Origin of the sequence: Streptomyces sp. 11-1-2, assembly GCF_003595545.1 — a bacterium.
In the GTDB taxonomy this organism is placed as follows: domain Bacteria; phylum Actinomycetota; class Actinomycetes; order Streptomycetales; family Streptomycetaceae; genus Streptomyces; species Streptomyces hygroscopicus_B.
In genome coordinates, this window is the sequence record NZ_CP022545.1 from 3,240,656 (window position 1) to 3,253,148 (window position 12,493).

The 12,493-nt window shown below is 71.4% G+C and carries 11 protein-coding genes and 1 pseudogene; 4 read left to right on the forward strand and 8 right to left on the reverse strand.

Annotation, left to right across the window (positions count from 1 at the left end; translation table 11 throughout):
• Window positions 1–9: 9 nt before the first annotated feature.
• Window positions 10–1,209 (reverse strand): hypothetical protein, encoded by a 1,200-nt coding sequence (locus CGL27_RS13610; RefSeq protein ID WP_119986892.1) that lies wholly within the window; start codon window positions 1,207–1,209, stop codon window positions 10–12.
• Window positions 1,206–2,159, reverse strand: a complete 954-nt coding sequence (locus CGL27_RS13615; RefSeq protein ID WP_119986894.1) for a 5-dehydro-4-deoxyglucarate dehydratase — start codon at window positions 2,157–2,159, stop codon at window positions 1,206–1,208. Before CGL27_RS13615 ends, CGL27_RS13610 begins: the two co-directional genes overlap by 4 nt.
• Before the next feature lie 292 nt (window positions 2,160–2,451).
• Between CGL27_RS13615 and CGL27_RS13620 the strand changes: the two genes are divergently transcribed.
• Window positions 2,452–3,261: an NAD(P)-dependent oxidoreductase gene (locus tag CGL27_RS13620; protein ID WP_119986896.1), complete on the forward strand. Its 810-nt coding sequence runs from the start codon at window positions 2,452–2,454 to the stop codon at window positions 3,259–3,261.
• A gap of 71 nt (window positions 3,262–3,332) precedes the next feature.
• Here CGL27_RS13620 and CGL27_RS13625 read toward each other — a convergent pair whose 3' ends face one another.
• Window positions 3,333–4,079, reverse strand: coding sequence for a TetR/AcrR family transcriptional regulator C-terminal domain-containing protein (locus CGL27_RS13625; protein ID WP_119986898.1), 747 nt, complete (start codon window positions 4,077–4,079; stop codon window positions 3,333–3,335).
• Between the two features lie 151 nt (window positions 4,080–4,230).
• On the opposite strand from CGL27_RS13625, the gene CGL27_RS13630 reads away from it, so the two are divergent.
• Entirely contained in the window at window positions 4,231–5,373 is a 1,143-nt protein-coding gene (locus tag CGL27_RS13630; RefSeq protein ID WP_119986900.1) for an NAD(P)/FAD-dependent oxidoreductase, read from the forward strand.
• 52 nt (window positions 5,374–5,425) lie between these two features.
• Here CGL27_RS13630 and CGL27_RS13635 read toward each other — a convergent pair whose 3' ends face one another.
• The 4 genes from CGL27_RS13635 to CGL27_RS13650 form a co-directional block, all read right to left on the reverse strand.
• Window positions 5,426–6,019 carry an isochorismatase family cysteine hydrolase gene (locus CGL27_RS13635; protein ID WP_205587689.1) on the reverse strand — a complete coding sequence of 198 codons (594 nt, stop codon included), beginning with the start codon at window positions 6,017–6,019 and terminating at the stop codon, window positions 5,426–5,428.
• A gap of 157 nt (window positions 6,020–6,176) precedes the next feature.
• Complete coding sequence (locus CGL27_RS13640; protein WP_119986902.1) at window positions 6,177–7,808, reverse strand: PQQ-binding-like beta-propeller repeat protein; 1,632 nt, start codon at window positions 7,806–7,808, stop codon at window positions 6,177–6,179.
• A complete protein-coding gene (locus CGL27_RS13645; protein WP_240450491.1) occupies window positions 7,712–8,380 on the reverse strand; it encodes a serine/threonine-protein kinase in 669 nt (222 codons plus the stop codon). Before CGL27_RS13645 ends, CGL27_RS13640 begins: the two co-directional genes overlap by 97 nt.
• Before the next feature lie 15 nt (window positions 8,381–8,395).
• On the reverse strand, window positions 8,396–10,570 hold the full coding sequence (locus CGL27_RS13650; RefSeq protein ID WP_162952974.1) for a serine/threonine-protein kinase: 2,175 nt from the start codon (window positions 10,568–10,570) through the stop codon (window positions 8,396–8,398).
• A gap of 154 nt (window positions 10,571–10,724) precedes the next feature.
• Between CGL27_RS13650 and CGL27_RS51970 the strand changes: the two are divergent.
• Window positions 10,725–10,826: pseudogene (locus CGL27_RS51970) on the forward strand (ATP-binding protein); the annotation flags it as partial.
• An 18-nt stretch (window positions 10,827–10,844) separates the two neighbouring features.
• On the opposite strand, the gene CGL27_RS13660 reads toward CGL27_RS51970, so the two are convergent.
• On the reverse strand, window positions 10,845–11,420 hold the full coding sequence (locus tag CGL27_RS13660; protein ID WP_119986906.1) for a TetR/AcrR family transcriptional regulator: 576 nt from the start codon (window positions 11,418–11,420) through the stop codon (window positions 10,845–10,847).
• A 117-nt stretch (window positions 11,421–11,537) separates the two neighbouring features.
• Between CGL27_RS13660 and CGL27_RS13665 the strand changes: the two genes are divergently transcribed.
• A complete protein-coding gene (locus CGL27_RS13665) occupies window positions 11,538–12,488 on the forward strand; it encodes a DMT family transporter (protein WP_119986908.1) in 951 nt (316 codons plus the stop codon).
• Window positions 12,489–12,493: the final 5 nt, after the last annotated feature.

Genomic DNA, 12,493 nt, shown 5'->3' on the forward strand with positions numbered 1-12,493 from the left:
CGCCTCAGTTCAGCTCAGCTCGGCGAGGGCCGTGCGGACGGCCGCGAGGTCCTGGTCCGAGGCCAGACCCGCGTGATACAGGCGGAGTTCGTCGGCGCCAAGCTCCACCGCGTGGGCCGCGTCCTCGGCCAGTGTCGCCGGGCTGCCGCCCATCCCCGTCACCACCGTGAAGTTGGCGGCGAGCACGGTCCGTTCGGTCCGGTGCGGGACGAAGGGCGGCAGGACCGCGGAGCGCGCTGCCTCGCCCCCTGTGCAGGGCAGCACGACCCCGTCGGCCTGGGCCAGCACATCGGCCGGGTCCACGCCGACGTTGGCGCCGAGCCGGTGCGGGGCCGGGTCGGCGTGCAGCAGAACCCGGAAGTCCGCTTCCGCCGCGCTCCTTACGGCGGCCACGGCCTCACCCCGCAGACTGCTGGCGACCCGGTTGCGCCAGGCCGCGAAGAGCGCGGCGTGGTCAGCGCCGAGCAGCTTCTCGACCTCGGCCCACTCCCCCGCGCGGTCACCGCCGTCCGCGGTCGTCTCACCCGTCCACACCGGCCGCAGGGCGCGCACGACCGCCTGGCGCAGCTCCTCGGCGTCGGCCCCGAGTTCCGCATAGCCCGCGCCGCAGCTCTCGCAGAAGCACAGCGACATCAGATACTGGCCGGCGCCGCCCAGCGGCACCCCGCCGATCTTGTCGTGGGCGTGCAGATGGGCGAGCCCGTACCAGCCGCAGGACTCCAGCTCGGTGCCGCGGGTGCCGGGCCGTACGGCCGCCTCGGCGGCCAGGTCCACCAGATAGCCGCGCACCTCGGGGCGGGCGATGCACGGCGCCCACGGGTAGCGGTCGCCATAGGCGTTGCGCACGGCGATCCGCGGATGTTCCTCGCCCAGCCGGGTGTTGTGCGCGAGCACCACCCAGGCGTGGACCTCGAGACCCGCGTCGGCCAGCGCGGCTGCCGCCTCGCCGTACGGGTCGTCGCCCGCCACCCACGACTGCTCGTACGGGCGCAGCTCGCGCCCCTGCCAGCGCTCGGCGTCCGGCGGGTAGAGCACGGCCGCGTGGCGGGCGGTGACGATGCGGTGGTCGGGGTGGCGCGGGGTCAGGGCCCGGGTGGAGTGGTAGGCGGAGGCCAGCGTCACCTGCTGGACGCCGAGATCGGCGATGCGGCGCGCGGCGTCCGGGTCTCCGACGACGTCCCAGGGGTAGACGAAGGCGGAGGCTCTCACCGCGCCTCCCCGTCCCCGTCCCCGTCCCCGATCAGCGCCATACCGCGCTCGATCAGCTCGGCCAGCTCCTTGATGTGGGCGGGGCTGGCCTCGCTGAGCGGCGACCGCACCTCGCCCACGTCCAGCCCGCGCAGCCGGACGCCCGCCTTGACCAGCGACACCGCATAGCCGCGGCCCTGGTTGCGGAGCTCGACCAGCGGCCGGTAGAAGCCGTCGAGCAGCTTGTTGACGGTCTCGTCGTCGCCCGTCATGAGCGCCTTGTGGAAGGCGAGGGCGACCTCGGGAACGAAGCAGAAGACAGCGGAGGAGTAGAGCGTCACGCCGATGCCGCGGTAGGCGAGGCCGGTCAGCTCGGCCGTCGGCAGCCCGTTGAAGTAGCGGAAGTCCTCGTCGGGGGCGCCCTCCCGCACCGCGCTCACGATGCGCTGCATCAGGTCGAGGTCGCCGAGGCCGTCCTTGAGCCCGATGATGCCGGGCACCTTGGCGAGCCGGGCCACGGACTCCGGGGCCAGGACGGCGTTGTCCCGCTGATAGACGATGATGTCGAGGTCGGTCGCGCCGGCGAGGGCGCTGTAGTGGCGGATCAGCCCCTCCTGATCGGCCACGACCAGATACGGCGGCATGGCGAGCAGCCCGTCCGCACCGGCCCGCTCGGCCAGCTTGGCGTACTGGATCGCCAGCGCGGTCCCGTACCCGGCGCCCGCGACCACCGGGACCCGCCCGGCGGACTCCTCCACGGCGGCCACGACGCAGTCGTGGAACTCCTCCGGCGTCAGGGCATGGAATTCGCCCGTGCCGCAGCACGCGAAGACGGCGCCCGCCCCCGCTTCGATCCCGGCGCGGACATGCGCGCGGTAGATCTCCAGGTCCAGGGCGCCATCGGGACCGTAAGCGGTCACGGGGAAGAACAGCAGTCCGTCAAGGCGCTCGGCGAGTGAAGCTGAGGTCACGGGCTTCTCCCTGTCGTGTACACCGACCCGCCGTCACCCACCGACGCAGTGTGCACGTTTCTGATCGTCATCTACATTCGTGAACACGCTTACCGTAAGGCAGCCATCGGTCACCGGTCAAGGGTGCCAACGGGGTGACACCCCTCACCCGGCGGTGAATTCCGCGGCGCCGCGCCACCCTTGACGGCTCCTGCGCCGATCCCTACGGTGGCCATGAATCTGAATCGCATACATGAATAAAAACCACATATAAAAACCCCATACGTGATTCCCCCACGGAGGAGATCCGCCCATGCCCGCTCCCCGCACCGTCCTCCTCACCGGCGCCGCAGGCGGCATGGGCACGTTGATGCGCGAGCTGCTGCCGCCGTACGGATACCAGTTGCGGCTGCTCGACCAGCTCCCCATCGAGGGCGAGCCGGACGCGATCACCGCGGATCTGTCCGACCGGGACGCCCTGCACGAGGCCGCGCGGGGCGTCGACGCGATCATCCATCTCGCGGGCATCTCCCTGGAAGCCCCATTCGAGAAGATCCTGCGGGCCAACATCGAGGGCACGTACAACATGTACGAGGCGGCCCGCGAGGCGGGCGTCCGCCGCGTCGTCTTCGCCTCCAGCAACCACGCCGTGGGCTTCACCCCGCGTCCGGTCGGAGACGACCCGCTCATCCCCCTCGACACCCCGCGCCGCCCCGACACCTTCTACGGGCTGTCGAAGTCGTTCGGCGAGGACCTGGCCTCGTTCTACTGGGACAAGTACGGCATCGAGACGGTCGCCATCCGCATCGGTTCCTGCTTCCCCGAGCCGACGACGGTCCGCATGCTGTCGATCTGGATGAGCCCGGCGGACGGCGCCCGGCTGCTCCACGCCGCCCTTACGGCGGAGAACGTGGGCTACACCGCGGTCTACGGCAGCTCGGCCAACACCCGCCTGTGGTGGGACCTCTCCTCGGCCCGCGCCCTGGGCTACGAGCCCCAGGACGACTCCGAGCCGTACGCCGCGAAGCTGATCGCCGAACAGGGCGAGCTGGAGCCGGGCAACCCCGACCACGAGAACCTCGGCGGCGCGTTCTGCACCAACCCGCCCATCTGGCCCCGCTGACACCGGCCGGCGGCCCCGGGCCCACACTCAACGCCACCTCACCCGACTCGGCTCACGGATGAGGTGCCCGCCTACCCCCTGGGCAGGTGGAGCGCGGTGATGCCGGTAAGGATGAGATCGATCCCGGCGAGGAACTGCTCGCGGTCGTCGTGCTCGCGCATCTGCTCCGCGACGGCCCGGGTGAACGGGTAGTCGTCGGGGTCGAGCTCTTGCCACGCCTTCGACGCGGCGTCGAGGAACTCGCCGCGGTCCACGTCGGGCCCGAGATCGCGGCCGTTCGCGGCGTTCTGGCCGGCCGCGCCGAGGATGTAGTGCACCAACGCGGAGGCTGCCGTGAACTGGCTGCCCTCGCTCACACCCAGCGCACGGACCTGTCGGCCGACGCTTTCGAGGATCCGCGGCGTCACCGGCCCCCAGGGGCTGCGGGAGAGCTGCGCGGTGAGCTGTGTGGCAAGCCACGGGTGCTCGTCGATCGCGTCGAACAGGCCGAGCGCGACGGCGCGGATCTTCTCCTGCGTCGAGTCCGCGGACTCGGCGGACTCGGCGGACTCGGCGGGCTCGGCGGACTCGGCGGGCTCGGCGGGCTCGATGGTCAGAGCGGCGGCGACGACGGCGTCGGTCACGGCATCGAGCAGCTCGCTCTTGTTCGCCACATGCCAATAGATCGCCCCGGGCCCGGTGGCGAGGCGCTCGGTCAGCGCCCGGAACGTCAGCCCGCCCTCACCGGCCGCGTCGAGCAGCTCAACGGCGGCCTCGACGATGCGCTCCCGGGAGAGCGCCTCTGTGCGCCGCTGTGACCGGCGCGTCCGCGTTGCCATGCCGCGATTTTGACATGCCTGGAGCGTTGTTCCAACATTGGAACGTCATACCAACTTGGAACGGCGTACCAGAGAGGCCTGTCCGAGGGCGCCCTCACCGGGCGGAGGCGCCCTCACCGGGCGGAGGCGGCCTCGATGCGAAGGAGCCACGATGCGCACTCCCGTCACGATCATCGGCGCCGGACTCGGCGGCCTCACCCTGGCCCGCGTCCTGCAGGTCCACGGCATCCCGGCCACCGTCTACGAGGCGGAGCCCTCGCCGATGGCTCGCGCACAGGGCGGGATGCTCGACATCCACGACTACAACGGCCAACCGGCGCTGCGGGCGGCCGGTCTGATGGACGAGTTCCACGCCATCGTCCTGGAGGGCCGCCAGGCCGTGCGGGTCCTCGACCGGGACGGGGCCGTCCTGCTCGACAAGGCCGACGACGGCACGGGCGGACGCCCCGAGGTGCAGCGCGGCGAACTGCGGCAGATCCTGCTCGACTCCCTCCCGGCCGGGACCGTCCGGTGGGGCCACAAGGTCAGCGGCACCCGCGCCCTCGGCGAGGGCCGCCACGAGGTGACCTTCGCCAACGGCAGCAGCGTCGCCACCAGCCTGCTGGTCGGCGCGGACGGCGCATGGTCACGTGTCCGGCCGCTGCTCTCCGACGCCGCACCCGAATACGTCGGCCGGTCGTTCGTCGAGACCTACCTGTTCGACGCCGAAACCCGGCACCCGGCCGCCGCGAAGGCGGTCGGCGGCGGGTCGATGTTCGCGATCGACCCGAGCGGGAACGGGAAGTGGATCGGGGCTCACCGGGAGAGCGGCGAGACCCTCCACACCTACCTGGTGCTGCCCATGCCGCTGGACTGGTTCGCCACCATCGACTTCACCGACCCCGCCACGGCCACCGCGCGGATAGCGCGGGAGTTGGACGGCTGGGCACTGGAGCTCACCGCGCTGATCACCGACAGCGACACCGCGCCGGTCCTGCGCCCCCACCACACGCTGCCGGTCGGGCACCGCTGGGACCGGGTGCCGGGGGTGACCCTGGTCGGCGACGCCGCCCACCTCGCGGCCCCGAACGGCGAAGGCGCCAACCTGGCCATGCAGGACGGCGCCGAACTCGGCACGGCCCTCGCCGCGCACCCCGACGACATCGAGGCCGCGCTCACCGCGTACGAGCAGGCCATGTTCCCCCGCAGCGCCGGGGAAGCCACCGAAGCCGACCGCCTCCACGACCTCATGTCCGGCAAGAACGCGCCCCATACCCTGCTCGCCATGCTGACCGAGGACGAACCGAACTCATGAGCCACTGGCGCGAGACGGCACCGCACCCGACCGAGCGCTCGGCCCCCGTCGCTCAGCCCACCGCCCCGGCCCACTCCTCCACCGTCGTGACCTCGGCCTGGCGGGGGAATACCTTCTCGATGAGCACCCGGTGGACCTCCTCATCGGAGTCGGCACAACCGTCGGCCAGCACGGTGAGCCGGTAGTCGAGGTCGGCGGCCTGGCGCAGGGTGGAGAGGACGACGCCGCTGGTCGCGATGCCGCTCAGGACGAGATGCGTGATCCCGCGGGCCCGCAGGACCATCTCCAGGTCACTTCCCGCGAAGGCGCTGACCCGCTTCTTGGTGATCACGGTCTCGTCGGTCCGGGCCGCGATGTCCGGATGGATGGCGGCGTTCGGATCCTCGGGTGTGAAAGCGCCCGCCGGAAGGGCGCGGAATGACATGTTGCGGTCCGAGACCTCCGGGTGCCCGGACCGGAAGCCGACCACGATGTGCAGAACAGGGATCCCGGCGGTACGGGCCGCCTCCACCGCGCCCACGAGGCGCGGCAGATACCCGGAGCCCGCGATCCGGCTCACGATGCCCTCTTGGACGTCCATCACGAGCAGAGCCGTATTGTTCGCGCTCTCGTTCCCGTTCTCTTTCACGTTCACGTTCTCGTTCATCTGATCTCCTCCGAGGAAACCCCGCCCTTCAGGGTGGGGAGGAATCGGGCTCCCGCAGAGCAGGGCAAGGAAAGCCGGTTCGCCGCCAGGGCGGACCGGCTAAACTGAACAGGCTGGGCTGTTTATCTGAGTCTGGGCTGTTTATCCGGCGGCGGAATCAGCGGGTGACCGTGGCCGCGTGCAGGCGCCCGTCACCACCGTCGAAGTAGGCCACCCCGTCCACGACGGTCACGTTCGGTTCATGGTCATCCGCCAGGCGGACCTGTCCCGAGGAGTCGCCGCTGTCGGCACTCAGGAGTTCCAAGGCGCCGGCCTCGGTACTGACGTAGACCGTGCCGGCCGTGACGGTGGGCGGCGAGCTCACCCGTGGCATCCGGTACTTCCACCGCAAGGCGCCGGTCTTCGCGTTGACGGCGAACACCTGGCCGTCCCCCGCATCGCGTTCGGTGTTTCCGCTGATGTAGACGGCCCCGTCGACGACGACCGGGGGGCTCGAACCCAAGAAGTCGGAGAGATCGGTCCGGTACTTCCACAGCAGGTCGCCGTTGTCGGCGTCCCGGGCGGACAGGACGCCGTCGTCGCCGACGGTGTGGATGACACCGTCGGCGACGGTCAACGACGTGATCGCGCTGGGGAGGACGTCAGCGCTGATGTGCACCTTCCACACCTGCTTGCCGGTGTCGGCGTCAAGGGCATAGAGATGCGAGCCGCGTACGGTACGGGCCCCGTAGTAGACGACCCCGTCGTCATAGGCCAGCCCGGCGCCCCGGCCGAGTACTTGGCTCCACTCCTTTTCACCGGTTGCGGCGTCCACCGCGTACAAGATGCCGTCGCCGCCGAGTTTGCTGCTGGAGAAATAGGCGGTTCCGCCGACCACAACCGGGCCCGCGTCCACCCAGCCGTTGGGCTCGAACTCCCACCGATGTCTTCCGGTGGCGGCGTCGAGGGCGTACACGCGGCTGCGGTCCTGGTCGAATCCGTCGTCGCGACTGCTGAAGTAGACCGCCCCTTCGGCGAAGACCGGTGAGCCTTCGTCGCCCATCGTCCGGCCGAATTCCCACACGCGGTCGCCGGTGTCGGCGTCCAGGGCGGACACGCCGCCGTCGTCCTCGCCGAAGTAGACCCGTCCGCCCTCGACCGACGGTGGCGATTTCGTGCCCTGCGAGTAGGACCAGAGCTGCTTCAGTACTGGCGCGGGGGGCTTCTTCCCGGTCTGCTTCCCGCTCTGTTTCCCACTCTGCTCCCCGCCGGACCCATGGTCGGGGAGAAGCGTCACGGTGACCACGACCGCGAGGACCACGGCCACCGCGAGACCCGCCAGGACCGGGCCCCGCGTGAACCAGCGCCTCCAGCGCCGCTCGCCGCCGGAGCCGGGCGCCTCCGGTGGGCCCGGCACGGGCGCCGTCGCACGGACGGTGGGGGGCACGTCCTCGACCGTGGCCTGTCCGGTGGGCGCGACCAACGGTTCGGCCTGCCTGCGGGTGATCTCGGTCGTCACCGGCTCGGGGAGCCAGCCGACTCTCGTGGACGAGCCGTCGGCCGCTTCGGCCTGCGCGGCCCGGCTCAGCTCTGCCACCAGGTCCGGCACCGTGGGCCGTTGGCCCGGGTCCTTGGCCAGGCACCGGGCCACGACGTCCGCCAGTCGGGGCGGCAGACCGGTCAGGTCCGGTTCCTCATGGACCACCCGGTAGTTCAGGGCGTGGGCGGGGCCGCCGCCGAACGGGCCGGATCCGGTCGCCGCGTAAGCCAGGACGGCACCGAGGGCGAAGACATCGCTCGCCGCGCCCACCGTGTCGCCCGCCAGTTGCTCGGGGACATGAAACCGGGCGTGCCGATCGTCGCCCCGGTCTCCGTGAGCTTGGTGGCCTCGGCCGCCAGGGAGATGCCGAAATCGATCAGCCGCGGGCCGTTTGCGGCCAGCAGTACGTTCGACGGCTTGAGATCGCGGTGCACCACATCGGCACCGTGTACGGCCTCCAGCGCCTCGGCCAGCGCGGCGCCCAGCGCCAGCGCCGAGGGCTCCGGCCAGGCGCCGTGCGCGTCCACCGCCGCGTCCAGGGACATCCCCGGCACGTATTCGGTGGCCAGCCACGGCGGCATGGCCTCCGGTTCGGCGTCCACCACCGCGGCGGTGAAGAACCCCGTCACCCGGCGGGCCGCCTTCACCTCGCGGTCGAACCGGCGACGGAAATCGGGATCCTCCGCGAGCTCGGGCCGTACCACCTTCACCGCGACCGCGCGGCCACCCGGTGACCGGCCCAGATACACCCGCCCCATCCCGCCCCGGCCCAGCCGTGCGACGATCCGGTACCGCCCGACCCGCTCGGGGTCCCCCGCTTCCAGCGGCGCGAACTCCCCCACTTCGCTCCCCCTCACTCAATCCCGTGGCCGGGACGCGTGCAGACGCCCGGCATCCTCGTAGTAGAGCGTGCCGCCGACGACGGTCGGATTCTCCCCCGGCTCCCCTTTCCACAGTCGCTTGCCGGTGTCGGCGTCCAGGGCATACAGCGCGCGGCTGCCGTCCTCGCCATCGGTGAACTGGACGGTACCGCCCGCGACGGACACCAACTCCACATCCGCCAGGCCCGGCTTGTGCCGCCACAGCGGCTTTCCGGTGTCCGCGGCGAAAGCGCACACATAGCCGTCGTTCTCGAAATAGACCACGCCGTCGGCGACTATCGGGTCACCCGCCCCGTTGGCCACGGCCGGATCCCACAACTTCCCGTCGAAGGCACGTTTCCACGCCTCCTGGCCGGAGTCGGAGTCGACCGCGTGCAGGGTGCCGTCCTTGGTGCCGACGTAGACGGTCCCGTCGGCGACGGCGGGTGAGGACGCGATGTCGCTACCGGCGTTGAACCGCCACAGGTCGTCGCCGGTCCTGGCGTCCACGGCGTACAGAGCGTCGCCTTCGGCACCCGAGACGGGGTAGACGACTCCATCGGCGACGGTCGCCCCTTGCCGCAGTGATCCGTCGTACCTCTTCTTCCAGATCACTTCGCCCGTATCGGATTTCAGCGCGGCCAGGAAGGCGCCGTAGGTCACATAGATGGTGTCACCGACCTTGGTGGGCGTCGCATGAACCCCGCCGTCCTCGACCTTCCAGACTTCCTCACCGCTGTCGGCGTCCAGGGCGTACATATGGTCCCTGTCGCCGTAGAAGGCCATCCCGTCGGAGGCCCCCAGCAGAAAGAGCGTGGCTTCCGCGCGGTGCCGATGCCACAACTCGTCGCCGGTGTCGGCGTCCAGCGCGTACAGGCTGTCTTCGCTGTTGTCGACGTAGACCGTGCCGTCCGCCACCGTGGACAGTTCCATTTGGTCATCCAAGGCGTAGGACCACAGTTCCTTGCGCACCGGTTCCTTCCGCGCCGGTGCGCCGCTGGAGGCATCATCGCCCTGGCCGTCGCCGCCGGACAGACGACCGGAGAGGAGCGCCGTCGTGCAGACGAGGGTGAGGACTGCGATGACGACGAGCCCTGTCAGGACGCGGCCTCGGGTGAGCCTGCGCTTTCCGCCGCCGGGGGTGGAGTCGGACGGTGGGGGTTGGGCTCCCGAGGAGGCCGGGGGCGGTGCCGTGGCAACGGTGGTGGGAACGGCCACGACGGTGGTCTGTCCGCCGGACGTGGGCGAGGTCGTGGGCAAGGGGGTGGGCAGGGGCGTGGCCTGCGCGCGGGCGATCTCCTCGGCCACCGGCTCGGGCAGCCAGTCGGCCTCGGTGAAGAAGCCGTCGGCCCGCTCGATCCCCGACGCCCGGCCCAGTTCCTCCATCAGCCGTGGCATGGTGGGCCGTTGGCCAGGGTCCTTGGCCAGGCACCTGGCCACGACGTCCGCCACCACGGGCGGCAGGCCGGTCAGATCCGGCTCCGCATGGACCACCCGGTAGTTCAGAGCCTGGGCATTGCCGGTCCCGAACGGTCGGGTTCCGGTCGCCATGTAGGCCAGGACAGCGCCCAGGGCGAAGACGTCGCTCGCAGCCGAAACCCTGTCGTCCACCAGTTGCTCGGGCGAGATGAAGCCGGGTGTGCCGATCACCGCACCGGTTTCGGTGAGCTTGGTGCTCTCGGCCGCCCGCGAGATGCCGAAGTCGATCACGCGCGGGCCGTCCGCGGCCAACAGCACGTTCGAGGGCTTGAGATCGCGGTGCACCAGACCGGTGCCGTGGATGGCGTCCAACGCCTCGGCCAGCGCGGCGCCCAGCGCCAGCACCGAGGGCTCCGGCCAAGCCCCGTGCGCGTCCACCGCCGCGTCCAGGGACATCCCCGGCACGTATTCGGTGGCCAGCCACGCCGGGGTGCCCTCGGGGTCCGCGTCCATGACCGCGGCGGTGAAGATGCCGGTCACCTGGCGGGCCGCCGCCACCTCGCGCGCGAACCGGCGCCGGAATTCCGGATCGTCCGCCAGCGCGGACCGCACCACCTTCACGGCGGCCGCGCGACCGCTCGGCAACAGGCCCAGATACACCTGGCCCATCCCGCCCCGGCCCAGCCGCCCGACGATCCGGTACCGCCCCACCCGCTCGGGATCCCCCGCCCGCAACGCTGCGCACGCCGCCATTCCGCTCCCCCGTTCTTCCGGCACTGACCTATGGTGCACCGAGGGGCCGTCAGCAGGCTGACGGCCCCTCATGAACGATGGTGGGCGAGCTGAGCGTTTGCGCTCGCGGTTGCGCTCGCGCTTGCGGTGAACTCTACGAACTCGGCCCACCCACGGTCGCGGCCTGTACCTCGTCTCGCAGCTCGCGGAGCGCTGGGCGGTCGGGCCCCGCCCCTGCGGCGGGCCCGGGAAGACCGTATGGGCCGAGATCGCGATCGAGACCAAACCGTCAGGCTCAGGCCCTGGCCCGCTCCAGCGCCCGCACGGCCAGCCGCCGCGCGATGCCGACCGCATCGGCGACCACCGACAGCCCGTTCAGCACCGTCGCGCCCTCGTGGAGCAGCAGCAGTTCGTCCGCCAGGTCGCCGGGGGCCGTCACGCCCGCCTCCTCGCACAGTTGCCGCAGATATCCGCGCAGCCATCGCTTCTGGTCGGCGATCACCTGCCGGGCCGGATGGGCGGCGTCCGGCAGTTCGGCCGCCGCGTTCACGAAACCGCAGCCGCGCGGGTTCTCGCGGGCCACCCACAGCGCGAGCGCGTCGAACGTGGCCAGGGCGCGGTCCGCCGGGGGCGACTTCTCGACCTCGGCGGTGAGCCACGCCCGCCATCGCTCATCGCGCTCCCGCAGATACGCGGCGACCAGGGCCTCCTTGGAGCCGAAGCGGTCGTAGAGCGTCTTCTTCGTGACGCCGGAGCGCTTGGCGATCAGATCCACGCCGACCGCGTTGATCCCCTGCCCGTAGAACAGCTCGGCGGCGGCGTCGAGAATGCGGCGCGCGGCGGGGGTGAGCACTTCCGTAGGCGCTTCCATGCCGTGATCACCTCCGAGTCGGGGTTGACGTCTATACCGATCTGTTTAGTCTAGTGGATGAGGGAGTAAACAGATCGGTATACCCGGAACAGACCCCAACCAGAACGAGGACATCCCATGCCCGTCAGCGCCGCCGTCACCTCCATCGGCCTCGTCGTGATGTGGAGCTCCGGCTTCATCGGAGCCGAGCTCGGCACGAGGGAGGCCGCCGCCGACACCCTGCTGATGTGGCGCTTCCTCGCGGCGGCGGCGATCTTGGGGGGCGCCTGGGCTCTGTTCAGGCGCCGCAGGCTGCGCCCACGCGCCCTGGCCGAGCAGGCGGCGATCGGGGCGCTCTCGCAGGGCGGCTATCTCGGCGGGATCGTCTGGGCGGTCGGGCTCGGCGTGCCGTCCGGCACCGCAGCGCTCATCGCCGCGTTGCAGCCGCTCGCGGCGGGCGCGCTGGCCGGGCGGCTGCTCGGGGAGACGGTCAGCCCGCGCCAGTGGGCGGGGCTGGCCATCGGGCTCGGCGGGGTCGCGCTCGTCGTCCAGGGCGATCTGTCGGCGGGCCCGACGTCCGCCCCGGCCTGGGCGTACGGGCTGCCCTTCGCCGCCATGGCGGCGCTGCTGGCCGCGAGCTTCCTCGAACGCAGGGCGCGGGCGCCGCTCGCCCCCGTGGACGCCATACCGCTCCACTGCCTCGTCAGCGCCGTACTGTTCACCGGGGTCGCCCTCGCCGGAGGCCATACCGCACCCCCGGCGGGCGGGGGCTTCTGGGCCGCGGTGGCGTGGACGGTGCTGCTCTCCACGGTCGGCGGCTACGGCTTCTACTGGCTGAGCCTGCGCCGTAACGGCGTCACCGGCACCAGCACGCTGATCTACCTCACGCCCCCGACCACGCTGGTGTGGGCCTACGCGATGTTCGGGGACGCGCCCGGGTGGACCGCCCTCGCGGGCATGGCGGTGTGCGTGATCGGCGTGACGGCCGCCACCGTGCGCCGCCCGGTGCGCCGCCGCCCCGATCGGTCGGCGCGGCTCGCGGAGGAGCCAGTCCGTGATCGAGCGGTGCCGCGGGTCCCAGCCGAGTAGACCGA

Coding starts and splice junctions, on each gene's coding strand:
- CGL27_RS13660 (WP_119986906.1), bottom strand. CDS start 11,420: ATGGAAGCGCCTACGGAAGTGCTCACCCCCGCCGCGCGCCGCATTCTC.
- CGL27_RS13665 (WP_119986908.1), top strand. CDS start 11,538: ATGCCCGTCAGCGCCGCCGTCACCTCCATCGGCCTCGTCGTGATGTGG.
- CGL27_RS13625 (WP_119986898.1), bottom strand. CDS start 4,079: ATGGCAACGCGGACGCGCCGGTCACAGCGGCGCACAGAGGCGCTCTCC.
- CGL27_RS13635 (WP_205587689.1), bottom strand. CDS start 6,019: ATGAACGAGAACGTGAACGTGAAAGAGAACGGGAACGAGAGCGCGAAC.
- CGL27_RS13630 (WP_119986900.1), top strand. CDS start 4,231: ATGCGCACTCCCGTCACGATCATCGGCGCCGGACTCGGCGGCCTCACC.
- CGL27_RS13650 (WP_162952974.1), bottom strand. CDS start 10,570: ATGGCGGCGTGCGCAGCGTTGCGGGCGGGGGATCCCGAGCGGGTGGGG.
- CGL27_RS13620 (WP_119986896.1), top strand. CDS start 2,452: ATGCCCGCTCCCCGCACCGTCCTCCTCACCGGCGCCGCAGGCGGCATG.